The following is a 25,445-nucleotide window of genomic DNA, read 5'->3' on the forward strand; positions in this document are numbered from 1 at the left end:
AATAGGGAAGTGGTGATGCTGTAACCAAAAAGTATTATAGCTAATAATGAAAACTCATGGAAGGAAAACAAACAGCATTATTTGACGAGAGATTCCTCGAATCATTTACTGGTACTGGAATAGTGAGTGAACCAAAGATTGCTATAATAGAGCTAATTGCAAATTCTTGGGATGCAGGTGCCTCTAAAGTGGAAATCAAATGGCCTAACGAATCAGACAATTCTTTCTTCATCAGAGATAATGGACATGGGATGTCTGAATCCGAATTTGATAAACGTTTTAGAAAATTGGCATATAATAGGCAAAGAGATCAGGGTATTTATGCTGAAATACCTAGAGAAAACTCATTTATTTCAAAACGACTTGCTTTTGGAAAAAACGGCAAAGGACGATTTGCAGGGTTTTGTTTTGGTCCGTCTTTCTTTGTTAAAACATGGAAAAAGAATAATGAAGTTACTGTAAAAGTATTTAAAGGGAATGAAGGCGAAATATTCTTCCAGAAAATAGATAGTAAAGAAGGAGTAACTGGACATGGAACAATGGTTTATGCAGATAATGCCAAAATTCCCATAATCTCGGCTAATTTAATCAAAAGAGAGATTGGTATGAGATTCCTTACTGACCCAAATTTCGAAGTTGCAATTGATGGAGAAAAAATAACCTTTCTAGATATACCAGAGAAAAATATTAAGGAGTTTATTCTAACCGTGGAAGGTTTTGGAGAAGTTAAACTAATTGCAATCGATACTTTATCAACTGACAAAACTACCCATCAACATGGCATTGCATGGCATGTGAATGGGAGGTTAGTTGGTGAGTGTTCGTGGAAAGGAACTGGTATGGATCATCTTATTGACGGAAGACGTATAGAAGCCAAAAGATTTATCTTTATCGTTTTGGCAGATATTTTAAATTCCGAAAAAAACATACATCCGGATTGGTCTGGATTTAAATCAAATAGTGACGAATTTCAATCAGTAAATGAGGTTGTACTCAACAAGGTTAAAGATTTTGTTTTGGATATTTCTAAAGAAAAACGTAAAGAAACTTTTTATGACATCAAATCACAAAATAATCAAACTCTTAAAAGGATTGGGCTAATTGGTCAAACAAAATGGAATTCGTTTATAACTCAAGTGCAGGAGGAATGCCCATCAATTAATGAAACAGAACTTGCAAAGCTTGGGACAATCCTAGCCAATTTGGAGGAATCACAATCTCAATTCAGCCTTATACACGCTCTATATGAACTTGATCCAAATCAACTGGATAATCTCAATGAGATTCTAGAAGAATGGAATGTGGATCTTGCAAAAATAGTTTTGGATGAACTTCAATTTAGGCTAAAATTATTGGAGCAGTTAAAAATCAAAGTACTTTCAAAGGATACTGATGAGGTTCAGGAGTTGCAACCTTTATTCAAAAAGGGCCTATGGATTTTTGGACCCGAATACGAAACTATCGAATACACCTCAAATCAAGGAATGACATCAGTAATACAAAATTTATACGGAGGAATAGAGAAAGGCTCAAGAAAAAGACCAGATTTCGCAATTTTAAGTGACAGTACAGTAGGTCTCTACTCATATCCTAAATATGATGATGAAGGCGGTGAAATTGGCGTAGATAGACTTACGATAGTGGAATTAAAAAAGCCAGGTGTTCCCCTTAGTTCAGAGCAAAAAAGTCAAGCATGGGGATATGTGAAGGAGTTAACAAAAAAAGGATATGTCACTCCTGAAAATAAAATAACATGTTTCGTTCTCGGTTCGGAAATTGATCCACTTGAAGCTCAGGAAACGCATCAAGGGGGAACTAAAATAATTCCTTTACTTTACGATACTGTAGTAAAACGGGCTAACAGCCGATTACTAAATCTTTATGACAAAGTAAAAAATTCACCATTTCTCGAAAATGTAAGACTGGAAGAAGAGCTTAACGGTCAAATGAACTTATTAGAAAATTAATAGGCCATAACAATTTGTAGAAATTAGAGCCTTTCATTGCTACAGCACAACCAAAACTACGATTCTTACATTGACGTTATTTTTTAAATGAAAAGAGCAATAATACTTGGAGCAGGGGCTTCTAAAAGCTATAACAAATCTAAAACAGGTGTGAAAATGCCTGTTGCATTAGACTTTTTTGAAACCTTTAGAAAACTTGAAATTTCAGAAAATCCTTGGGTATTAATTGGACATTTAATTAACTATATATCTGATAGAGATAAAGTTGATGCACTCCAATTTTTGAATTTTTCTGAAGATATCGAATTACTGCATTCTGAAATTCAAAAAAAATTGTACAAGGCTTTACATCGTGGAAATATTTTTAGACACCCAGATGGTATTCAACAATTAAAGGCTTATAATGAATTGATATTTCTTTTTGTAAGTGTAATAAATGAAATTCAGAATGGTGATGAATCTTTAACTCATAAAAATTTAGCTAAACAACTTTCTACGAGAGACTCAATCATAACTTTTAATTGGGATACTTTGATGGACAGAGCTTTAATGAAAGAAACTGATTGGAATAGTGGAAATGGATATTTTGTACAGCCTTCTGCCGTTTTCAGGGATGATTGGATTTATAATGATGATCAATCTATTGAACGAAATTTCCCGAAGTTGTTAAAACTTCACGGTTCTAGTAATTGGATTACAAGTCATATTATACCTAGCAAAGAAGGCAAATTTGAATTAAGCCAGGAAACTAATGTAGAAGACTTCTATGTCTTCGAACGAGCAACTAAACCATATGCAACCTATGCTGGTAGATACATGTCTGGATATGAAGAGTTCTCATATGGCTATTATCCACCAAATCTTCCCTTGATAGGTAAACCTGCTCCTGAAGGTTATACAATAGTAAAAAGCAGAATTAAAAACCCTTTGATGCCTGAAGGAAAATCGAATGATAAAGGTTTGTATTCTATGCCATTAATAATTCCCCCGGTAAAAAATAAAGAATACGATTTATTTGGAACATTATTTACTCGAGTTTGGGCTGAAGCACAAAGAGAAATTGAAAACGCAGAGGAAATCTATATAATAGGATATTCATTTCCTGTAACTGATATTAGAACTGATCAATTGTTTAAATCGGCATTTCTCAAACGGAAAACATTTCCAAAGATTATTATCCATAATCCCAACCCGGATTTGATCTTTGAAAGATTCACATTTGATTATGGCATACCCTCATCTTACATCATCGTCAAAAAGGAATACTTTGATGAAACCTTTAAATTTGAATAAAAACTGTTCATTTAATAAAAAATAAATAATAAAAAACTTGTAACACCACCTATGCCGCTCCACTTAGGGATAATACTCATAGCCAAAAGTTGTGCTGCATACAAGGATAGCTGACTGAAAAATTATTACCACTGCAGGAAATTGAAGATTCTCTATAAATATCGCCCACTTTCAGAATTTCTTTTTAAGGAACTTTACTATCAAGAGTTGTACTTCGCTTCCTACTTCGAATTGAATGACCCGCTTGATTTGTCGGCTCGGATTGAATTTAGTTGTGAGAAATCCGAGCAAGTAGAATATCTGATTTATTTTCTTTTTAAGTCAACCCTATCGCTCAATGATGCCTTAACTGACAAAAAAAGGAAGAACGACAAAAACCTACTTGCATTCAATGACAACAGAACAAAGGTTGCAGAATTTCAGCAAACGGTTTTTGAATATATAAACCAGCTAAAAGATGAAAAAGAAAGAGTTTGGGATATTGATATTAAAAGCATTATTGATTCCGCATCAAAGAAACACAATCTAGAATTCCAATTTGATTCAGAGAATTTCAAAAGCGTACTTAAACGTATATCGTCAAAATTTCTTGAAAATAGTTATGCTACTTGCTTTTCAGAAAGCAATGATGATTTTTTAATGTGGTCGCACTATTCCAGCAAGCATTCAGGAATCTGTTTAGAGTTTGCGTTAGAAAATTCAGGTCTTTTCCCTTACATCGGGAAAGCTCGAAGGAAATTAGATTGCAAAAAATACAAAGAAAGACTATCCAAATGGGATTTAGAAACCCACGTGTATTGGGACAGAATTAAAAAAGTTAATTATGAGAGCGAACAGCCGTTTATAAATTTTTTCGAGTTTTCACAAGTTTTTGAAAATGAACACGATTGTGATTTGATAGGTCTTTCAAAACCTTGGACACATCATTTTGCTCATCAATTAGAATGGGTTTTCTCTACCAAAACTGCACCGTGGAAATATGAAAAGGAATGGAGAGCGATTCATATAAACTTTGGAAATCCCCAAGAACCAGAAGAAAGAATCCGACATTATCCACTTGAAAGTCTGAAAGCTATCTATTTTGGTATGCGAACTCCAGAAAACGTAAAGAAGAGAATCTTTCACATTTTTGATAAGTAAGCAAAAGAACTACAATACTTTGAATGTAAACCGACAAACGGGAAAGACCTAGAATTTATTGAATGGGAATATTATGAATAATATGCCAACGCATGGAGAGAAAAAGAAACGGCCCGACCCTTCGCATTTTTAAGAAGAGTTGTCATCCGAATTGCCCCAAGCATTTGGCACATGCCATAGCCGCGCCAGACTATAAATAGTAGGCAGTGTGAATTCGAGATAGGTCAGTAATATCATCCATACCCTAAGTATATTATACTTATAAAGTTCAGCCTGGCCAGCAATAAAGCACCTTATTTTATTCGCTATTAGTTTTGGTCAACAGTAAAATTCTTTACAAAACATTATCTTTACAAAAAACAAAATGACAATGGATTTGCTCAAAATATCAAAAGCACTGGCTGATGCCACGCGGTTCAAAATTCTAAAGATACTCATGGCAAAAGGAGAAATCAGTTGCAGTGAATTGGAAGGCCACTTTACGCTTTCTCAACCTACCATTTCACACCACTCTAAAATACTGTTTGATTGCGGACTTATCCATGCAAAAAAGGATGGACAACATTCGCTTTTATCGGTAAATAAGAAGTTGTTAGAAAAATACCTCACATCCCTTAAAGAAGAATTGGTCAAGTAATTTTTTTTATTCAATATATAGATATATTTCAATATATCTTTTAATTTTGATTAAGTTTGTGAAAACATCTACCAACTAATTTAAAAACAAAAAATTATGATATTAATTACAGGAGCCAACGGGCATTTAGGGGCGGCCACTATCGAATCTTTATTGAAAAAAAATCCTAAAACCCCAATTAGGGCATTGGTAAGAACCGAAGAAAAAGGAGCTCCATTCAAAAAAAAAGGAGTGGATATTGCCATAGGAGATTACTTTAATTATGATTCATTGCTTGCGGCTATGCGGGGGGTAGATGTCCTTTTACTGGTTTCATCAAGTTCCATAACCGGACGTTATGAGCAGCATTCTAATGCCATAAAAGCGGCAAAAGAGAGTGGCATAAAGCATATCGTTTACACCAGTGTGCTGAAATCTTCCCCTGATTCCAAATTCAGTGGAGGTATGGATCACGTAAAAACAGAAGCAGAGATTAAAGCATCAGGAATTCCTTATACCATTATGGGAAATACCTATTATGCTGATTTTCTACCGATGTTGTTAGGAGATTTTACCAATACAGGAGCTATTTATTACAGTGCTGGTGATGCAAGGGTAAATTTTGCGTCACGAAATGATATGGCAGAGGCCAATGCAGTTGTACTTTCCAACCCTTCTGCCCATCAGAATAAAGTGTATAATATCACCGCATTAAAAGCATATACCTTTACAGAGATAGCTGTTATGCTTTCGGATATTGTAAATGCCCCTGTAAACTATGTAGATATTCCACTGGAAGATTTGAAAAAGGGCATGCTGCAACATGGTTTGCCGGAAAATGTTACGGGTATGATGGCAAGTATTGCCGAGACCATGAAAGCCGGGGAGTTTGATTATGCCGATGATACATTAAAGAAATTAATTGGTCATCCTCCTCTTGATTTAAAGGATTTTCTAAAAAGTGTATATGGCACAAAATCCTTGTAGGATAAATAAAACCTTAAATAGTAGAAATTCATAAATGAAACCAATATGGGAAAATTAGAAAACAAAGTTGCAATCATTACAGGTGGTGCCGGCAGTATCGGCCTGATTACCGCCAAACTTTTTTTACAAAACGGTGCGAAAATAATGCTTGTTGACGTAAATGAGGATTCGTTGAAAAATGCTGCAACAGAATTACAATCACCAAATGTTGATTATTGCGTAGCAGATGTTACCCAAAGTTCTGATGTTGAAAAATATGCACAGAAAACAGTAGATAAATTTGGCAAAATAGATGTGTTCTTCAATAATGCAGGGATCGAAGGGGTGGTAAAGCCAATTACAGAATACCCGGAGGAAAATTTTGATAAAGTTATTGCTGTCAATGTGAAAGGGGTTTGGTTGGGCATGAAGCATGTGTTACCAAGAATGAATGACGGAGGAAGTGTTATCATTACATCTTCCGTAGCAGGGCTTATTGGCATCTCAGGAATGACCGCCTATAATGCAAGTAAACACGCCACCATTGGTATTATGCGAGCCACAGCACAGGAGGCTGCCCCACGAAAAATCAGGGTAAATACAGTTAATCCGGGGACCGTTGATAACCGGATGATGCGTTCTCTGGAAGAAGGAATGGCTCCAGGACATGCAGAGGCAATAAAAGCGGAATTTATAAAAGGTGTTCCCTTGGGAAGGTATGTTCAGCCCGAAGAAGTAGCCAATGTAGTTTTGTATTTAGCTTCTGACGATAGCCAATTTATAACTGCAACCATTAATGTGGTAGATGGAGGAATGGCGGCATATTAGATTCTCTGTTTATTCAACATCGGCACTTACATAGTTATCTGCTCTAAAACCGAATTTATTTATACACGAAAAAATATCAAACCATGAACATCAAAGAAAAAATCGAAGACCTAATCAAGCTAATGCTGTCGGGCAAACAAATGGATGCTTTTGAAAAGTATTATCATGAAGATGTAGTAATGCAGGAAAACTCCAAACCCCCAATGGTTGGCAAATCAGCCAACAGGGAAAGGGAAATTCAAGGGATGCAGATGATTGAAACGTTTCACGGAGCAGAAGTAAAAGCAGTTGCCGTGGGCGACAATGTGACTATGGTAGAATGGGAATTTGATGTCACCTACAAAGGCGCGCCCCGCATGAAAATGTGCCAGGTGGCCGTGCAAAAATGGAAGGACGGCCAAATTATTCATGAACGTTTTTATTATTCAACTAACTAAAATCAAAACAAGAGCAATTTCACTCGATCAAGCCATTGCCTTTATGTCATCGTTTAATGAAAATAATGGAAGCAACCCTTCCAATGAAAAATATATTCCCGGAACCTGCAATATGGGGAGAGAGGAAATCAAAAGGCGAAAAGCAAGTGGATGGACAGGGTTGGTACTAACGGTAATTACCATTTCTCTCTTATTATGGTTCAGTGCACCTCACTGGATGCGACTTGTAGTTTTCATTCCGGCAGTAATGGGAGCAACAGGATTCATACAGGCGTACAATAAGTTCTGCGTGTATTTCGGATTTGGGCACATGTTCAATTTAGGAGAGGTGGGGAAAACAGATACCATCGATCAAAAAGAATTCAGGGTGAAAGACAGAGCAAGAGCCTGGCAATTGCTTGCCTATGCTTTTGGTACAGGATTGATTATTACTGTAATCGTTTATCTCCTGCCCTGATTTTGATCGGATATAAACCAGGTAAGTGAACTACTTGGCAGTTCTTGCTTGAGCATCATGCTTAAGTATAGAATTTATGGAAATGAAATTCATTTAGTAAACAAAACCATCATGGAAAAGCAAACAAAGAGTAAAACAAGAAAAATTGCCGCATGGGTGATAATTGGACTAGTGGGTGCGTTGGTTATTATGAGCGCCACCATGAAACTGACACACGCTGAAGAATTGGTAACTAATTTCACTAAATGGGGATTGATTGATAACCTCACGTTTATAGGAATTGGCGAATTGATTTTCATCATTTTATTTATTATTCCCAGAACATCCTCCCTTGGGTTTCTTTTGTTAACCGCCCACTTTGGTGGAGCCATTGCCACTCATCTACAACATGAGGAATCGTTTATAATGCCTGCCATTATTTTGACTGTGATCTGGATTGGTAATTACCTGCGCAATCCCGAAATGCTGGCAAGTTTTACGAAAAAATAATGGACATAAAAGCAATAGCCGTATTAGGCGCCAATGGCCGAACTGGAATTGAAATTGTAAAACAAGCCCTGGAAAAAGGTTGGGTTGTAAAAGCATTGGTTCGCGACAAACAAAAAATCAAACTTGCAAATCCCAATCTACAAGTCATTGAAGGAAATCCTATGCGTATAGATGATGTGAGGAAAGTTATCAAGGAAACACATGCCATCTTTGTTGCGCTCAACATTGGAAGGAAATCTGACCTGCCTTGGGCAAAAGTGACTTCGCCACTTGATTTATTGTATACAAGTATGAAAAATATAATTTTCGCAATGAATGAAAACGGTGTAAAGCGGGTGATAACTGTTTCAGCCTGGGGAACAGGCGATAGCTACAAAGAAACAAATTGGATATTTAAATTTCTTATCAAAAAGACCAACGTTGGTGTAGCCTACGCAGGTCATGAAGATCAGGAAAGAGTACTTCGTACAAGCGGACTGAAATGGACATCTGTTCGACCGGTTGGCCTTAGCAGCAGTGAAAAGCAGAAGCAAGTTCGGGTAAGCATTAAAGGCGATAAAAAACTAAACATGACCATCAGCCGAAAAGATGTTGCCCGCTTTATGCTGGACATTGTTGATGATGAAAAGTATTACCAGCAAGAACTTTCTATTTCATCAGAATGACTTTATCCGGTAGCGGAGTAACGTGCGTCCGATTTAAATTCCCTTTTGAATTGTAAAATGAACCGATCAGACTTTATAAAAATAATGGGAGCAGCAACAATAGGTTTTGGGACTTCAAATGTAAAGAGCTGGGCCAATTCGATAACCGGCTTACCCGAACAGGAAGTAACCCTTCCGGTTCTTTTTACTTCGCACGGAAACCCAATGGACATACACCTTCCTCATAAAGCGAATCCTTTTTTAACTTATCTTTTTGATTTAGGTGTTGACTTACGAAAAAAATATCCAAAAGAAATTAAAGCCATATTGGTAGTATCAGCACACTGGTGTACCAAAGGCACATACGTAAATGTTTCTCCGTGGCCGGAAACGATTTACGATTTTTACGGTTTCCCTCCCGAATATTACACTATAAAATACATGGCTCCAGGTGCTCCGGAATTTGCCAAAAATGTAGCAGAAGCCATCCCTGCAATTAGAACTACAACCGAATGGGGTTTCGATCATGGCAATTGGCCCATGCTTCGTCATCTTTTCCCAGATGCCAATGTACCGGTTTTTCAGATGAGCATTGATTATTATCAATCTCCTCAATACCACTATGAGTTAGCAGTTCAACTGAAGAAATTAAGAACGAAGGGTGTTTTGATTATCGGCAGCGGTTCCGTTGTTCATAATCTTCAATTGGCAAGTTCCAGACTTTTCAAAGGCGATAAAACCTTGTATGGATGGGATAAGGAATTTGATGAATGGATAAAACAGAGAGTGGTGGACCGCGACATAAAAAGTTTGATGAATTATGAAAAAACAAAATTTGGAAAAATGGCTGCCCCGACTCCCGATCATTATGTGCCGCTAATTTATTCTATGGCTATGCTGAATACCAACGATACTATAGAGCACACCTATGAAAGTCTTTTGCCTGCATTTAGCGACCGTAGTTTCATCATTGAATCAACCCATTAAACAATAGTATAACATGACCTTACATTATGATTTTGAGCTTCCAAAAAGAACAGGAGCCAAACCAACTACCACACCGAGCAATCCTCACATGCAATTGGATCAACAACCAAAAGACAGAAAGCTGGTGGATGAACTCATTGGTTGGGCATTCTCGCTTCCTGATATTTCAAAGGAGTATAGCAAAATCTCTGTACCCGGAGCACAGGCCATGTGTATGTCAGAAGAAAAAATGTGCACACATTGTAATGCTTTTATGGTTGAAACGGAATTTGCGCATTTTCATCCTGCTCCGGATGGCAGTATGCACTTAGGCCTCCCGCAGCGTGATGTAAAAAAAGTAATTGAACTGGGTTGGGGCGAATTGCATCCTGTAGTGCATAAAGGATGGTTGCCGCCAAACTTCATAATGGTTTACGCGCCCAGAAACGAAGAGGAGGCCGATGAGATTAAAAAAATTATTTTTCGCTCCTACCAATTTGCAATAGGTGAAATAAGCGATTAATGAGGCGAAGTTTGGGTCAGTAAAAATAAATTCTACTAAAAAAAAATTAACCATGCACGAAAATGATTTTCAAATATTGAAGCACGCCATCGAAAACATGATGCCTGCTAACAAAATACTCGGTTTAAAAATAGTTGAGATTACAGCAGGCTCGGTTCATATTCATGTTCCATTCAAAGAAGAGTTTATTGGTGATTTTATACAAGGCCGCTGGCATGGAGGTATTCTGGCCGCCATTGCCGATACTGCCGGAGGAGTGGCCGGGGCAACGGCTTTACATTCACCCAATGACAGGCTGAACACCATTGATATGCGCATTGATTATTTACATGCAGCCGTTAAGGCGGATGTACAAGCAAAAGCACGAATAATTAAACAAGGGAAGACAATCATTAAGGTTGATGTAGAATTGTTTCAGCCCGATAATAAAGAACCGGTCGCCCTCGCAAGATGTGTGTATAGCGCATTAAGGAGTGAATCTTAACATGAGCCGCTCAAATTTATGCAAAAATCAGCTTGTTTGAGCTAAACTCCCCAACCGAAAGAATTCTTAAAAGAGTGGGTTTAAAAAAAATGTATATCTTTGCACTCGACCAAAAAACTAATTTGGTCGATAAATAGTTTGGGAAGAAACAATGGAAACAACAATGGACATTAAAGACGATGTAAGTGAGGTCATCCTAAATTCCGCTAAAACCATCTTTGCCAGATATGGTTTTAAGAAAACCACAATGGATGAAATAGCTCATGCTTCAAGAAAAGGCAAAAGTTCCATCTATCATTACTTCAAAAGCAAAGAAGATATTTTCAAGGCAATCGTTGAAAAGGAATCGGATGTGTTAAGTGCTGCCATAGCAAAAGCAATCAATGCAGAAACTACCTCTGAAAAAAAAATACGGGCTTATGTTTTAACAAGAATGAAAGTTATTAACAAATTAACCAATCTATACAGTGCTTTAAAAGATGAATATCTGGAGCATTACAGTTTCATTGAAAATGTCAGAGTGAAGTATGACACCGAAGAGGTTAACACCATCAAAGGAATATTGAAGACGGGTGTTGAAGAAGGTGATTTTAAAATAGAAGACATCAACCTCACCGCCTTTGCCCTGGTCACAGCACTGAAGGGTTTAGAATATCCTTTATTCATTAAAAACAATTATGCAAAAACAGAAAATCGGTTTGAAGGATTGCTGAACGTGCTTTTTTATGGAATCATAGCGAGGTAATTTTTTTTTAACCCATTATCGACCAAAAAACTAAAATAGTCTAATTGTAATTAATAGAACTAACAATGAATATGAAAGTCAATAAACTGCACATCGCTCTTTGGTTTTCCGTTATCCTGGCCGGATGCTCGTCAGGAGAGAATACATCATCGGAAAGTGCGAAGCACATTTCCCTTAATGTTAAAACAGAAGAAGTAATTCAATTTAAAGGAAGCCATACAGTTGGGTATTCCGGGGTTGTGGTGCCAAAGAAAAATACACCACTCAGTTTCTCGGTGCCGGGAACCGTTTCGAAAATAGCAGTAGAAGAAGGACAGCAGGTAAACAAAGGCCAGTTGCTGGCACAACTAAATCCATCGACTATGGAGAACACCTACCAGATGGCATTTCAAAAATTACAACAGGCACAGGATGCGTATAACCGGTTAATGCCGATGCATGAAAATGGTACCCTGTCTGAAATAAAATGGGTGGAGGTAGAAACAGGATTAAGTCAGGCAAAATCGGCTACAGCCATTGCAAAAAAAGGACTTGACGATACAAAACTATATGCTTTTACAGCGGGTGTGATAGGTAAAAAATCGATTCAGGAGGGAGAGAATGTATTTCCAAATATTACAGTTTTTGAATTATTCGACATCAGTAAAGTATATGTAAAAATTCCCGTACCAGAAGATGAGATCAGTTCGTTCAAAAAGGGAGATCAGGCCATCATTACTGTTGGAGCTATCTCTAAAACAATCACCGGTATTGTAAGAGAAATTGGTGTTTCGGCTGATATATTTTCACACTCCTATCCGGTAAGACTTGAAGTTGACAATTCTGATTTAGCCATTAAGCCGGGTATGGTTTGTACAGTCAACTTTGCAACCCAAAACAAGGCGACCGGTGTTCTTATCTCTAACAAAGCAATGCAGCAGGATTTACAAGGGACGCAGTTTGTATATGTGATAGAAAATAACACGGCTCAAAAGCGAGCGGTGAAAACCATTGCTTTAATCGACCAAAAAATTCTGGTCAGCGGAAATTTGAAAGAAGGTGATAAAATCATTGTGGCAGGGCAAGACAAACTTCGCCAGGGCTCACAGGTAAACATTATAAAATAGCATCATGACGACACATAAGTTTAATGTCATAGAATTGGCTATGAGGTATAAGCAAATAGCCATTACCATAACAAGTCTGTTGGTGTTGTTTGGTATATTTTCTCTTTGGGTAATGCCCCGAAATGAATTTCCTGAGTTCATCATTCGACAGGGATTGATCATCGGTGTATTTCCGGGGGCTACTTCCGAACAGGTGGAAGACCAATTAGCCACCAAAGTGGAAAGTTTTCTTTACGGTTTTAAAGAAGTAAACCGGGAGAAAACGTATTCCATATCCAGAGAAGGAATGTTGGTTGTGTTTGTGGAAGTAAACAACAACGTAAAAGACCCTGATGGCTTTTGGGATAAAATAAAATTCGGCCTCAGCGAATTAAAATTACAGTTGCCACCGCAGGTACTTGCGCTGATTGCCAACAATGATTTTGGCGATACAGCCGCTTTGCTACTTACCATACAATCAGAAAGCAAAACCTATAAAGAGCTGGAGAAAGAATTGAAAATTATCGAAACGGAATTGCGAAAAATAAAGGCCGTTTCTAAAGTAAAACACTACGGAATTCAACAGGAACAGATAGCCATTTATCTGGATAATGCTAAACTGGCTTATTACGGTGTGCGTCCTATTACGGTGCTTGCCGCCATGCAATTGGAGGGTGCTGTGTATTACGGTGGCGAACTCAATAATTCAGAATTGATTACACCGATACATATTCCAGCAAATTTCAAATCGGAAGAAGACATTAAAAACCAAATCGTGTATGCCGATCCTGCTGGTAACATCATCCGGATGAAAGATATTGCTACTGTAGTTAGAAAATATAAGGAACCTGACTCTTTCATAAAAAACAATGGGGCAAAAAGCTTGCTGGTGTCATTGGAAATGCAACCTGGCAACAACATTGTTGATTTTGGGAAACAGGTGGATCAATCCCTCGCTTCCATCCGGACTAAAATTTCTTCTGATGTAAATCTGGATAAGATTGCTGATATGCCAACAGCCGTAGATCGTTCCATTATTCATTTCCTGAAAGAATTTTTCATTGCTATTATCGCTGTGATCATCGTTACGATGTTGTTATTGCCTTTACGGGTAGCTGCGGTTGCCGGCGTAACGATCCCCATTACCATTTTTATAACCGTAGGCATTTTATATTTATTAGGTGTTGAACTACACACCGTTTCGCTTGCAGGATTAATCGTTGTATTAGGCATGGTGGTGGATAATGCCATTGTTGTTATTGATAGTCATGTAGAAAAATTAGATCATGGCGAAACGCCCTGGGATGCTGCCTGGAAAAGTGCGACAGAACTTTTTGTTCCGGTATTTTCTGCTACCCTTGCCATTATCGCTACCTATGTTCCTTTGGTATTTTTCTTATCTGGAATGACCGGTGATTTTGTTGGTTCTCTGCCTGTTACCATTGGTGTGGCCTTGTTTACGTCTATGCTGGTGGCCTACTTTCTGGTTCCTTACATGAGCTATGTATTTATCAAAAAAGGAGTCAGGAAAGGAGAAGCGGAAGAAGCAAAAGCCGATAAGAAGTCACTACTCGATTGGGTGCAACAGTTTTATAATAGCACACTCGAAAGTGCCTTCAGAGGACCAAAGCTGACCATGCTGGTAGGCTTACTCTCCATTTTATTAGGCGGAGCAATCATGGCACTGTTGCCACGACAGTTATTTCCAAAAGTGGAGAGGAATCAGTTTGCCGTAGAAATTTATCTACCGGAAGGATACACACTTGCCCAAACAGTTGCTGTTGCCGATAGTATGGAGGTATTGCTCATGAGTGATAGTCGGGTGGTTAATGTAGCCTCCTTCATGGGTACCAGCTCACCACGTTTCCACACTACCTACGCACCTAATTTCCCATCAAAAAATTATGCGCAGTTGGTAGTCAATACCATAACAGCCGACGATGCCGTGGCAATATTGGATGAATATGAAGCAAAACGCAATATTTTTCCAAATGCCTATGTGCGCATGAAACAATTGGATATGCTGAGCACAACCGCTCCGATTGAAGTACGGATTTCCGGTAACAACATTGATTCCATAAAAGCCATCGCTGAAAATGTAAAAAGTATAATGCAACAAAACGATGCTGTTATATGGGCGCGTACGGATTATCTTAATAAAAGGCAGGGTGTGCGTGTAGATGTGAATGATGAACTCGCCAACCGGTTAGGGTTGACCCGAGGACTAATCGCCTCTTCAATAGCATCTGGTTTCTCTGGGATACCTATAGGTACAGTTTGGGAAGGAGATTATCCGGTAGATGTGAAGGTCATTAATCCAATCGATAAAAGAGATGGTTTTGATGATATCGAAAATCAAAATGTAACATCCCTGTTTTTGAGTGCCACAGTTCCTGTGCGACAGGTAACTACCATAACCACCGACTGGAGCGAAGGGCAAATTATCCGCAGGAACGGTGTACGAACTATTACGGTGCGAGCGGATGTAAAAAGAGGGGTGCTACCTTATAAAATATTAGCTGAACTAAAGCCGGAACTCAAAAAAATAAAAACAGGTTCCGATGTTCAACTCACGTATGGCGGTGAGGAGGAAAGTGAATTGGAAAATTATACACCGCTGAGCAAAGCCATGCTGGCAGGCGTAATGTTGATTTATTTTATTTTGCTTTTCCAGTTTAAGCGATCGAGATTAGTCTTTTTAGTGATGCTGACCATGCCTTTAAGTTTTCTGGGTGCGGCTATGGGTTTAGTACTTACCGGTTATCCTTTTGGGCTTACCTCCTTCCTCGGAATAATGAGCCTTATGGGTATCGTCGTGCGCAATGGCATTATCCTGATTGATTATGCTGAAGAGCTCCGCAACAAGAACGGAATGTTATTGGCGGAAGCAGCGGTGGCTGCCGGTAAGCGTAGAATGCGCCCCATATTTCTCACTTCTTTTGCGGCTGCCGTTGGCGTGGTGCCGATGATTGTAAGTGGCTCATCTCTTTGGGGGCCTTTAGGTGCTGTAGTTTGCTTTGGACTGCTGATATCCATGATACTTACCTTGTATGTGCTGCCTGTGATGTATCATCAATCACTTAAGAAATCAATTGCTTAAAATTCTTTAGAATGAAAAAGATAATTATCATAGCTGCCACTTTATTTCTCATAACAGAAGGATACAGCCAGACAACGCTGAGCCTACAAGAAAGTAAAGACTTGGCGATTAAAAATAATGTACACATTAAAAACAGTGCATTGGAAATGGAGATGGCTCAGGAGGTAAAGAAAAATGCTTTTACCAACTACTTTCCTAAAGTAAGTGCAACAGCATTTGCTATGCGTGCGATGGACCCCATCATTAAATTCAATATGCCGGGAGGAAATTTGCCGGTATATGACGGCAATCCGGCTAACCTCGCAACGGCAACAGAGTTTGCTTATTTTCCAGGTTTAAACCTCCAGCTTTTAGATAGAGCAACGGTTGGATTACTCAATATAACCCAACCCATTTTTGTTGGTGGAAAAATCAGCAACGGAAATAAACTCGCCCAATTGGGAGTTGACGTAAAAGAGAAGCAACAACAATTAAGTTTAAATGAAACGCTATTAAAAACAGAACAACAATACTGGCAGATTGTAGTGCTTCAGGAAAAAGAAAAGACCATCGCACAATATGAAGCGTTGTTAAACGATGTAAGCAAGCAAGTAAAGGATGCCTTCAAATCAGGGTTAATTATTAAAAACGATGCGTTGAAAGTACAGATAAAGCAAAGTGAACTTAGAACCAATAAAAGCAAACTGCAAAGCGGCAAGCAGTTAGCGATTAGGCAGTTCTGTCAAACCATCGGTATAGTGTATGACTCAGCGCTGGTATTGCAGGAAGATTTGCAAAACATACAATTGCCAAACACTTATTACACCGATATCGAAGCTGCATTACCAAACCGGGCAGAATATCAGTTGTTGCAGCAATCGGTAAAAGCAGAGCAGTTACAAACTAAAATGAAAAGGGGCGATTATATGCCTCAGTTAGCTGTAGGTGCTGCTGGTTATTCCTTCAACAGCTATTACGAAGGAACTAATACTACTACCAATGGTTTGGTTTATGGCACAGTGTCTATACCCATTTCCGATTGGTGGGGAGGCTCGCACGCCATCAAGGAACATAAAATCAAGGAACAAATTGCCGAGAACACTTTCAATGATACCAAAGGTTTATTAAAGCTTCAGATGGAAAAAGCCTGGACTGATGTAAACGAATCTTATCGTCAAATTATAATGATGGAAGAAACTGTAAAGCAAACCGATGAGAATCTGAAAGTAATGCAGACCAGTTATAACAGTGGTGTTGTCACCCTTTCGGACTTACTGGAAGCACAAGCACTGCAAACAGAAACTGCTGATAAATTGATTGAAGCCAAAACTCAATATCAACTGGCAATATCAACCTATTTACAAGTTACCGGTACCAGTAGAGAGGTTAAGAACATGCGTTAAAGCAATGCTATTTGTACTCAAAAGTAGAAATGGCTAACCATCTGGATTAAATGATAGAATAGAAATTAATGAATGAATTTTAAAAGATGAAAAGGAAAGTATCATTAGTATTATCAAGTGGCGGCTCAAGAGGGCTGGCTCATATTGGTGCTATTAATGAATTGGAGAAACAAGGGTTTGAAATATCCTCTATTTCGGGATCTTCTATAGGCGCTGTTATTGGCGGACTCCACGCGATGGGTAAATTACCCGAATACACCGATTGGGTAAAAACAATAAACCGACAGGTAATCTGGGGACTTTTGGATTTTGCTTTGTCAACCTCCGGGTTACTGAAAGGGGATAAAGTATTTGACAAAATGAAAACAATTATCCCCGACATGAACATTGAGGAGATGCGTATTCCTTTTGCGGCTGTAGCTACTGATCTGCTGAACGAACGCGAAATGATTTTTAAATCGGGTAGTTTTTATGAGGCCATTCGGGCATCGGTAGCAATTCCAACCGTTTTTATACCGGTTATGTATAAGAACTTATTGCTGGTAGACGGGGGGGTGTTAAATCCGGTTCCCATTGAGTATGTAGAACGTAAACAGGATTACATTCTTGTTGTGGTAAATCTATACGGAGATAAAAAAAATGAATTAAACAAAAATGTTTTGCCAAATAACAATTCGAACGATAACCAGCTTAATGGCCTCATGAAAAATATGGCCAAACTGGTTTCATCAGGAGATAAAGGAAGTTTAGGTTATTATTCTATGTTAACCACAACCACTGCTGCTATGATACATAAAATTGCCAGGCAGCATATTGAAAGGTACAAACCGGATATCTTAATCAATATCCCTAATGATTCGGCCAATACCTTCGACTTTCATAAAGCAGATGAACTGATAAAAATAGGGGAAATGGTTGCCAGTGAACAAATAACAAAGTATAGAATATTATAATTATTAAGAGATGGGAAGCTATTCTAAACTCCGTAAAATTATTCATGTTTTTCATCTCTATGGGATCAATTTATTGGGAAAAAGAAAATATGACAACTTCTATCAAGAGCTAAAAATGGATAAGGTTTTTGTATTAGGGCTAATCTTCGAGTTGGAACTTGTTACCAAAAATCAACTTAATGATGAAGATGCGTATTCAGCCCAGGTTCCAGCTTATATTATAGAAAAATTGATTAAATAATTAAAACACATTGACATGAGTGCACAAAAGAAATACAAAATGTATGAAAATCCGATAATGGAATTTCTATCGATCGAGTGTGTAATCTTAACTCTGTCTAAAGCTTTGAATTTTAAGATAGAGCAGTATGAAAGAACAAGAATCAGCATTCAAGAAAAAAGTATTAAAACAGTTTTTATCAGGTGACAACCTGTTCCGAAAGGACGGAGCCTTAGCGCCGATACTCAAAGAGTTTTTGGAAGAGGCGCTCCACGCAGAGATGGAAGAGCATCTTCGGGATGAAGAAAATGGTTGGTCATCGGGCAACAAGCGAAACGGCACGGGCAACAAGATTGTCAAGAGTAACCTGGGAGAAGTAACGATCGAGACCCCACAGGACCGAAAAAGTGGCTTTGAGCCTAAAATAGTGAAAAAAAGGCAGCGCATATTAGCCGACAGTCTGGAAGACCAGATCCGCCCTGTATGGCATGGGAGGCAGTATGTGGGATATATCAGCCCATATCCGGGAGATGTATATACAGAGGTCTCCACCGAAGTGATCAGCGGGATTACAGACCGGGTGGTCCCAAAGGTGAAAGAATGGCAGAGCCGTCCTTTAGAGGATGTATATTGTATCGTATGGCTTGATGCGATGCACTTCAAGGTGCGGGAAGATGGTAAGGTGAGGCATAAGGCCCTGTACAATGTTTTGGGTATCAACAAATAAGGGAAGAAAGAGCTGTTGGGCATGTTTCTTTCTGAAAGTGAGGGGGCCAACTTCTGGCTCCAGGTCCTAAGTGACCTGCAGCACCGTGGGGTAAAGGATATCCTGATCGCCTGTACAGATAACCTGACGGGATTCCCTGAAGCAATCCATTCTATTTTCCCTAAGGCTGAGGTACAGCTCTGTATCGTCCACCAGATCCGCAACAGCCTGAAGTATGTAGCTAGTAAGGAGCAGAAGGAGCTTGCCGCTGACCTGAAACTTATCTATGGGGCAGATACCAAAGACGGGGCAGAGTCTGCCCTGTTGGACCTGGAAGAAAAGTGGGGGAAGAAATACCCTGTGGTGGTCCGTTCATGGAACAGCAACTGGGAACGTCTTAGTGCCTATTTTGCCTATACCAAACCCAACAGAAAGATCATTTATACCACCAACGCGGTTGAAGGCTATCACCGGCAGGTTAGGAAAGTCACCAAAATAAAAGGGGCTTTCACAAGTGATATGGCACTGCTGAAACTGGTGTATCTTGCTGCAAAGAGGATCGAACGGAAATGGACGGCCCCTATCCATAACTGGGGGTTGACAGTCCAACAGTTTGCCATTAGATTTGAGGGGAGGTTAGTTTTGGACGCGGAATAAAATAATTATTTAGTTCCCTTCTCTTGGGTTACCCCAAGAGAAGGGAAGGACAGAGTTCGGCTAACACTCCCCTCCCACATTGTATAAACGTAATTAGGGCTGAAGTGCTTGATTAGCCTTTTTCTACAAATTAATTTTTTACATGTGCGTGTCTTTGTTCAAAAAACCGTATTAAAATCAAGCAAAACGTAAAGTCTTTCATAAGAAACAAAGCCATCCTTTCAGGTGGCTTTAATTGTGCAAAAAGGAGTAACCTTTTCCTAAATCCCATAATGCTTAGCAACCGCCGTCAGAATCATATCTCTCATTGAAGCCTTGGTTTCCCTACCTATCTCATATTTTAACTTATCGAACATATCAGTTGGAATCCGGAGTGAGTAGATTTTCACATCTTCTGTGTCAAACTCTTTGCTTGATGATTTTTCTTTTTGTTGTATCTCAGATTCAGGGTTGATCAGCATTCCGAGACCTCTTTGTTTTGCGCCAAGGTTTTTGTTTCCCTTGCTAGGATCGTTCAGTTTCTTCGCCATATTTTTATCAGTTTAACTTGCTTAAAATTTCATCGACCAGCAGTTCATAATCCTTAGCTCCGTTCGAGTCTGGTGCATAGTCAAATATGCTTTGTCCCTGCAGCTGTGCTTCGGCCAATGCTACGTTGATTCGGATTTTGGTGTCGAACACTTTATCCTGGAGATCCTCGGTGAGTTTCTCCACAATGGTTTTGGTCAGGATTCGGTTTGGGTTGATTTGGGTAATAAACACTCCACCGATTTCCAATTTATCGTTTAGGTTGTCCCGGACTTCTTTCACTATGCCCAAAAGCCGGTCCACTCCTTTGTAAGCAAAGTACTCTCCTTGTAATGGTAGCAAAATGGTGTCACTCGCTACCATGGCATTGACGGTCAATAACCCAACCGAAGGAGGGCAGTCAATGATGATGTAGTCGTATTCTGAGCGGATAGGCTTTAGGAGTTTATGGAGGATTTGCTCTCTTCCAATTTTGGATACAATCTCCATTTCAGCTCCCAACAGATCGATGGAGGAGGGAACCAAGTCCAGGTTTTCGGAGACATTAAGGATCGGTAACTTTTTATTCTCCCGAATGGAATCATAAACAGATAATTCAGGATCACCTTTTCCCAGTCCCTCAGTCAGGTTTGCTTGGGAATCGATATCCAACAACAAAACTTTGAAACCTTTTTTGGCAAGCCCAGCACCGATGTTTATGGAGGAGGTGGTTTTACCAGTTCCTCCCTTGTGATTCATGATGGAGATTGTTTTCATGGCTCTTTGGTTTTAACTAAAGATATGAAAACATTTTTCCATAAAAAAGTATTTATATAAATATGTATTTACTTTTGATTAATTCTGGTTTCCAAGTTCTCGATGATCAGGTTCTTTGATCGCACCAATTCACTGTATGAGTTATTCTCAGCAGCTAGGCGTTTCACTTCATTTTGAAGTCTTTCGATTTCTGCTTGGAGCCGGTCAAAAAAGTTTTGCTCGCTCCCTAGTTTGTCCGAGTCCATTTCACTATCCTCGATGGTGGTAATAAACATTTCTCCCTCACCCGTAGCTAACCAACTTAGGTTGATGTTATGTTCTCGCTTTAGGAGGATCTTAATCTTTCCAGAAACGTTGTTCTTGCCTCGTTCTATGTCTGAATATCCTGCCTGAGTCAAGCCCAAAGAAGCCCCGAAATCTGCTTGGGTTTCTTTTAAGAATTTCCGGATGATTTTTAGGCGTTGATTTTCAGTCATTTATGAGTGATTCTTATTTTTAAACGATAAATTTTTTTAATAATATAGCAAAACCATATATTTTTAAAAATAGATATATTCAAAAGGAATTATCCGTTGGTCTTTTCGGATTGTTCGATTGGGATGATCTTCCAGACCTTTTCATTAGTTGATATCTTAAGTTCAGAGCCTAAATCAAGAAAGTGTTATCTGTGAAATTGAATATAGTCCTTTTTCTGTTTTGCAGATCATAACTTGATCCTCTAAGGCAAATATATACATACAAATGTATTTTGTGAGGCAATTATTGGTTTTCTGAATATATACATATCTGTATATCTATATATAGATATGTACAGATATAGGAATATTTCGATGTCTTTTTTCAAGTGATAAAAGCATCATTCTGGTTTTGAAAAATGGGCTTGATTTAATCTCAGGCCATGAATTTTAGCACCTTTTTTTCCTCGCGGGAAAGTGGTGGGTTTGAGGAATGTTGAAGAAATATCTTTGCTTTTTTCAGCATGTAAAATTGAAAGAGCGTGTTGAGGAACCTTTTGCGTGTTCCTTGCAAGTTGTGTATTTGTGACACAAATTCTGCCGAATTTTTTTCACAAACACGCACTTGCCATTCCGATGTTTCTTTGCTGAATCATTCAAAATGGAGGGATTTAACCTCGCAACTCGGTAAAATTTAAATTGACTGAACCATGAGAAAATTCATTGAACAGGATCGAGAAAAAGTCATTACTATTTTAGTGAATTCTTTTGAAGGCAATAAATCGGTTGATTTTGTGGTTGGTAATTCGGCCACTTCCAGGAGAATTTTGATGGAGTACAGTTTGGCAAACTGTCTGGAAAACGGAGAGGTGTATATCTCCGAAAGTGGAAAATCATGCGTCTTGATCAAGTATTCTAACCGAAAGCGAAAGTCTTTTAATCTATGGATTTGGGACTTAAAACTGGCTCTCCAGGGAATTGGAATTTCAAAAATTTCGAAGGTGCTCAAAAGGGAATCAAGCATCGAAAGGGTCCAACCAAATGAGCCATTTCTTTACGTTTGGTTTATCGGTGTAGAGCCAGAGAACCAAGGTAAAGGAGAAGGATCTATGCTTCTCAAATCTGTACTCGAGTTGGCGAAGAAAAAGAACCTACCTGTCTGCCTGGAAACTTCCACCGAGCGAAATTTCAGATGGTATGAGAATTTCGGATTCTCAGTTTATGCATCTTCCGATGAATTTGGTTTTCCATTTTACTTCTACAAAAAGGATTTGCTATGACAGTGTTTGGAACTGACATGCATCTGGCGACATTTATTTTTGTCGTGTGCGAGGTGCTATTTTTTGTTTCTCAGTTGGTTTTATATCTCCAAAATCCTGCTGAAAAGAATCGACAATACTATTTGATCCTTTTGGGATTGTTGATCATCTACAATATTGCAGGTGGCTTGTTCCCAGATCCAGAGCTCCCTATTTCATTGAATCTTCAGATCAACTTGGCTTATGGAACCGGGTTTGTAATGGGAGCATATTTTCCATACTATTTTTATCGGGTTTTCGAACTGGATGATTTGAGGTGGAATGCGCGAATTGGGGTCTGGATATTCTTAATAGCTCCATTCCTGCTTTTCTTTTGTATTGGGCTTCCATTACTGGGTGATCTTCCCGCAACCATTTGGTATGGATTGGCGATCCCTTTGGTTTATGCGATTTATCTGATCGTGATCATTTTTCTGAGTATTAGAAAGAAATTTGAGGGGTCTCAAAATTCACTGGAAGCAATTTTGACTTATTCTGCGGCGGTGCCTTGGGTATTGCTGCCAGTTTTTAGCTATGTCGATGCTTCCCAATTTGTGGAAGTAATTTGCACAAATGGTGGCTTTATCATCATTACTTTTTTGTTTATCCGAAAGATGATCTTCGAAAACAGAAAGGTATTTGCAAAAATCAATGATACCGACCAGAGGCCACCGATTGATCCCAGTACTTTTTTCGGCCAACGATGTGCTGAATTGGGCTTTACCAAGCGAGAGTGCGAAGTGGTTGAGAAAGTAGCCCAAGGACTTACTAGCAAAGAAATCGCAGAAGTACTTTTTATTTCAGAAAGAACAGTCAACAAACACCTTCAGACGATTTTTAAAAAGGCGGACAGCAAAAACCGAGTTGAGCTGATCAACGCCCTAAACTCCTATTCATAAAACAGATTTTAAGGGACGAACCCATTGATTAAGCATATCTGCGTATAGGCGATTTTCTATACGCAGATATGCCTATTTATCGCATTTACGCAGTTCTAGGTATTTTTTTTCGCCTAGAGAATCCAATTCTTTACCCCCATCAACATGTAGCCATGAAGGAGAAAAGAGAAAATCTCTCTTGGGTATCTGTCAGGTTAAAGCCGGATGTTTTTACCCGATTGAAGGAGGAAAGTAGGTCCCTTGGTGTGTCTTTGAGTCACTTGATCAGAATGAAGCTTAGCTCTGAAACGATCAAGATCATTGACACCAAGGGAATCCTAAATGCAATTGATAAGGTGGTTGCCGAACAGGCTAGGGTTAACAATAATATCAACCAGTTGGCCAAGCATGCCAATACGTATCGAGACAAAATTTCCCCGGAGATTTTTCTGAATCACACCAAACAGATGGCCAAGCATCTTGAGCATAGGGACTTCATGAACAAGTTTTTGAAACAGATTTATCAGGCAATCAAATGAGAGTTAAAATCCTTTCCAGCGCAAGTTCATTTAATGGGGTGACCTACAACACGAACAAAACCCAAAATGAAAAGGGAGAGCTGACTAGGCTCCGGAATTTTGGGTATTTGCAGGACACCAAGGATGTGGGGCCGAATGAGGTGAAAAATTACCTGATAACTCATTCGAACAGAAATGCACTCGTCAAGGACAAGCAGTTTCATGCCATGATCAGCTGCAAGGGCAGGGAGTATTCCAAAGAAGAGCTGACAGAAATCGCCCATGAATGGATAGATAAAATGGGCTATGGGAATAACCCTTTCCTGATCGTTTTTCACAAGGATACGGCAAATAACCACGTTCATATTGTGTCATCGAGAATTGATCGGGATGGCAAAAAGATCAGTGATTCATTTGAGAAGCTAAGGGCACAAGAAGCAATCAATGAGATCATGAGACTCAATCCCAAGCATGAAGCAGTGAAAGCTGCGGATAGCTTGATGGAGTTTCGCTTCAGTACCAAAGCCCAAGGATTCTTAATCCTCGAAAACTTGGGATTCAAGGTGAGGGAAAAAGGTGAGCAGATAGAATTGATCAAATATGGTTCAGTTCAAGGTCAGATTCCTGTTTCAGAATTCAACCAAAAGATCCAATCCTATCAATTGGATAAGGATCGAGCAAAACAGCTGAAAGCGATTTTGGATAGATATTCCAAGGTCTACCAAACTAAGCTCACTTGTCTATTTGAACCTAAACCCGGCGGTAAAAAAGGAAACCAAACCGGGTATCGATCGGATCTAGGTGATTTTATACGGGATAAATTTGGGGTTCAGCTCGTATTCCATGGCAAAGATGGAAAAAGGCCTTATGGTTATTCCCTGATTGACCATGCCAATAAGATCATTTTTAAAGGCATTGAAGTATTCCCAATCCAGCGATTTTTTGAACAGGAAGGTGAACGTAAATCCTATCAATCCCAGAAACCGAACAAGGATAAGCCGATCGATTTGATCGAGGCAAAAGTAAGGCTCCAATCTGCTCTCAATGATTTCTCGACAGTTCGGCAAGGCTTGGAACACCACGCTTTGAAGTTGGAGAATAGAGATGGGAATTCTTACCTGAAAACAGCCCAAGGAGATATCGCTGCCAGTGACATTCTTTCTGCCGAGCAGCAGCTGGCATTAAGTCAATACTTCCAAGATAGCGAAGCCCATAGAGCCATACAGAGTCAAGAGATTTTTGACCTGGTTCTTGTACTCCAAATCGCCAATGACATCGATGATGAAGCTGTGCACGGTAGGAAAAGAAGCAAAAAGCGCAAGGGAGACAATGAAATCACTAGATAAAAAGATAG

The 25,445-nt window shown here is 39.0% G+C and carries 26 protein-coding genes and 1 pseudogene; 24 read left to right on the top strand and 3 right to left on the bottom strand.

Annotated elements, in window-relative coordinates; translation table 11 throughout:
- Positions 1–56 precede the first annotated feature (56 nt).
- The 20 genes and pseudogenes from C4S61_RS05525 (at position 57) to C4S61_RS05620 (ending at position 19,658) form a co-directional block, all read left to right on the top strand.
- Positions 57–1,967 carry an ATP-binding protein gene (locus C4S61_RS05525; RefSeq protein WP_103923795.1) on the top strand — a complete coding sequence of 637 codons (1,911 nt, stop codon included), beginning with the start codon at positions 57–59 and terminating at the stop codon, positions 1,965–1,967.
- Positions 1,968–2,054: 87 nt separating this feature from the next.
- Complete coding sequence (locus C4S61_RS05530) at positions 2,055–3,260, top strand: SIR2 family protein (RefSeq protein ID WP_103923796.1); 1,206 nt, start codon at positions 2,055–2,057, stop codon at positions 3,258–3,260.
- Positions 3,261–3,401: 141 nt separating this feature from the next.
- Positions 3,402–4,400, top strand: a complete 999-nt coding sequence (locus C4S61_RS05535; protein ID WP_103923797.1) for a DUF2971 domain-containing protein — start codon at positions 3,402–3,404, stop codon at positions 4,398–4,400.
- A gap of 370 nt (positions 4,401–4,770) precedes the next feature.
- The gene (locus C4S61_RS05540; protein ID WP_160111209.1) at positions 4,771–5,037 is read left to right on the top strand and encodes an ArsR/SmtB family transcription factor; all 267 of its coding nucleotides are present in this window, start codon (positions 4,771–4,773) and stop codon (positions 5,035–5,037) included.
- Between the two features lie 96 nt (positions 5,038–5,133).
- A complete protein-coding gene (locus C4S61_RS05545; RefSeq protein ID WP_014773254.1) occupies positions 5,134–6,003 on the top strand; it encodes an SDR family oxidoreductase in 870 nt (289 codons plus the stop codon).
- Positions 6,004–6,048: 45 nt separating this feature from the next.
- A complete protein-coding gene (locus tag C4S61_RS05550; protein ID WP_103923799.1) occupies positions 6,049–6,810 on the top strand; it encodes an SDR family NAD(P)-dependent oxidoreductase in 762 nt (253 codons plus the stop codon).
- An 83-nt stretch (positions 6,811–6,893) separates the two neighbouring features.
- Positions 6,894–7,247 (top strand): nuclear transport factor 2 family protein, encoded by a 354-nt coding sequence (locus C4S61_RS05555; protein WP_014773255.1) that lies wholly within the window; start codon positions 6,894–6,896, stop codon positions 7,245–7,247.
- Positions 7,219–7,704, top strand: coding sequence for a hypothetical protein (locus C4S61_RS05560; RefSeq protein WP_014773256.1), 486 nt, complete (start codon positions 7,219–7,221; stop codon positions 7,702–7,704). The genes C4S61_RS05555 and C4S61_RS05560 overlap by 29 nt, the downstream gene beginning before the upstream one ends.
- Positions 7,705–7,815: 111 nt before the next feature.
- Positions 7,816–8,193 (top strand): DoxX family protein, encoded by a 378-nt coding sequence (locus C4S61_RS05565; RefSeq protein ID WP_014773257.1) that lies wholly within the window; start codon positions 7,816–7,818, stop codon positions 8,191–8,193.
- Positions 8,193–8,858 carry an NAD(P)-dependent oxidoreductase gene (locus C4S61_RS05570; RefSeq protein WP_014773258.1) on the top strand — a complete coding sequence of 222 codons (666 nt, stop codon included), beginning with the start codon at positions 8,193–8,195 and terminating at the stop codon, positions 8,856–8,858. Before C4S61_RS05565 ends, C4S61_RS05570 begins: the two co-directional genes overlap by 1 nt.
- Before the next feature lie 84 nt (positions 8,859–8,942).
- A complete protein-coding gene (locus C4S61_RS05575) occupies positions 8,943–9,824 on the top strand; it encodes a dioxygenase family protein (RefSeq protein ID WP_014773259.1) in 882 nt (293 codons plus the stop codon).
- A gap of 13 nt (positions 9,825–9,837) precedes the next feature.
- The gene (locus C4S61_RS05580; RefSeq protein ID WP_014773260.1) at positions 9,838–10,326 is read left to right on the top strand and encodes a luciferase domain-containing protein; all 489 of its coding nucleotides are present in this window, start codon (positions 9,838–9,840) and stop codon (positions 10,324–10,326) included.
- Positions 10,327–10,378: 52 nt separating this feature from the next.
- Positions 10,379–10,810, top strand: coding sequence for a PaaI family thioesterase (locus tag C4S61_RS05585; protein WP_014773261.1), 432 nt, complete (start codon positions 10,379–10,381; stop codon positions 10,808–10,810).
- 151 nt (positions 10,811–10,961) lie between these two features.
- The gene (locus tag C4S61_RS05590) at positions 10,962–11,555 is read left to right on the top strand and encodes a TetR/AcrR family transcriptional regulator (protein ID WP_200820542.1); all 594 of its coding nucleotides are present in this window, start codon (positions 10,962–10,964) and stop codon (positions 11,553–11,555) included.
- Between the two features lie 71 nt (positions 11,556–11,626).
- Positions 11,627–12,661 (top strand): efflux RND transporter periplasmic adaptor subunit, encoded by a 1,035-nt coding sequence (locus C4S61_RS05595; protein ID WP_103923946.1) that lies wholly within the window; start codon positions 11,627–11,629, stop codon positions 12,659–12,661.
- A gap of 4 nt (positions 12,662–12,665) precedes the next feature.
- A complete protein-coding gene (locus tag C4S61_RS05600) occupies positions 12,666–15,740 on the top strand; it encodes an efflux RND transporter permease subunit (protein ID WP_014773264.1) in 3,075 nt (1,024 codons plus the stop codon).
- Between the two features lie 11 nt (positions 15,741–15,751).
- The gene (locus C4S61_RS05605) at positions 15,752–17,122 is read left to right on the top strand and encodes a TolC family protein (RefSeq protein WP_014773265.1); all 1,371 of its coding nucleotides are present in this window, start codon (positions 15,752–15,754) and stop codon (positions 17,120–17,122) included.
- Positions 17,123–17,208: 86 nt separating this feature from the next.
- Complete coding sequence (locus tag C4S61_RS05610; RefSeq protein ID WP_014773266.1) at positions 17,209–18,075, top strand: patatin-like phospholipase family protein; 867 nt, start codon at positions 17,209–17,211, stop codon at positions 18,073–18,075.
- Positions 18,076–18,085: 10 nt separating this feature from the next.
- Positions 18,086–18,316, top strand: a complete 231-nt coding sequence (locus tag C4S61_RS05615; RefSeq protein WP_014773267.1) for a hypothetical protein — start codon at positions 18,086–18,088, stop codon at positions 18,314–18,316.
- A 127-nt stretch (positions 18,317–18,443) separates the two neighbouring features.
- A pseudogene (locus C4S61_RS05620) lies at positions 18,444–19,658 on the top strand (IS256 family transposase).
- Between the two features lie 260 nt (positions 19,659–19,918).
- Here the strand turns inward: C4S61_RS05620 and C4S61_RS05625 are convergent.
- The 3 genes from C4S61_RS05625 to C4S61_RS05635 all read right to left on the bottom strand — a co-directional run bounded on the left by C4S61_RS05625 (position 19,919) and on the right by C4S61_RS05635 (position 21,418).
- Positions 19,919–20,188, bottom strand: a complete 270-nt coding sequence (locus C4S61_RS05625) for a hypothetical protein (protein ID WP_014773269.1) — start codon at positions 20,186–20,188, stop codon at positions 19,919–19,921.
- 7 nt (positions 20,189–20,195) lie between these two features.
- Positions 20,196–20,942: a ParA family protein gene (locus C4S61_RS05630; RefSeq protein WP_103923800.1), complete on the bottom strand. Its 747-nt coding sequence runs from the start codon at positions 20,940–20,942 to the stop codon at positions 20,196–20,198.
- Positions 20,943–21,010: 68 nt separating this feature from the next.
- Complete coding sequence (locus C4S61_RS05635; protein ID WP_103923801.1) at positions 21,011–21,418, bottom strand: helix-turn-helix domain-containing protein; 408 nt, start codon at positions 21,416–21,418, stop codon at positions 21,011–21,013.
- 689 nt (positions 21,419–22,107) lie between these two features.
- Here C4S61_RS05635 and C4S61_RS05640 point away from each other — a divergent pair.
- The 4 genes from C4S61_RS05640 (at position 22,108) to C4S61_RS05655 (ending at position 25,437) form a co-directional block, all read left to right on the top strand.
- Positions 22,108–22,677 carry a GNAT family N-acetyltransferase gene (locus C4S61_RS05640; RefSeq protein ID WP_103923802.1) on the top strand — a complete coding sequence of 190 codons (570 nt, stop codon included), beginning with the start codon at positions 22,108–22,110 and terminating at the stop codon, positions 22,675–22,677.
- Complete coding sequence (locus tag C4S61_RS22555; protein WP_103923803.1) at positions 22,674–23,594, top strand: helix-turn-helix domain-containing protein; 921 nt, start codon at positions 22,674–22,676, stop codon at positions 23,592–23,594. Before C4S61_RS05640 ends, C4S61_RS22555 begins: the two co-directional genes overlap by 4 nt.
- A 152-nt stretch (positions 23,595–23,746) precedes the next feature.
- Positions 23,747–24,112 (top strand): plasmid mobilization protein, encoded by a 366-nt coding sequence (locus C4S61_RS05650; RefSeq protein ID WP_103923804.1) that lies wholly within the window; start codon positions 23,747–23,749, stop codon positions 24,110–24,112.
- Positions 24,109–25,437 (top strand): relaxase/mobilization nuclease domain-containing protein, encoded by a 1,329-nt coding sequence (locus C4S61_RS05655; protein WP_103923805.1) that lies wholly within the window; start codon positions 24,109–24,111, stop codon positions 25,435–25,437. The genes C4S61_RS05650 and C4S61_RS05655 overlap by 4 nt, the downstream gene beginning before the upstream one ends.
- Positions 25,438–25,445 lie beyond the last annotated feature (8 nt).

Source organism: Algoriphagus boritolerans DSM 17298 = JCM 18970, from assembly GCF_900108085.1.
GTDB lineage: Bacteria > Bacteroidota > Bacteroidia > Cytophagales > Cyclobacteriaceae > Algoriphagus > Algoriphagus boritolerans.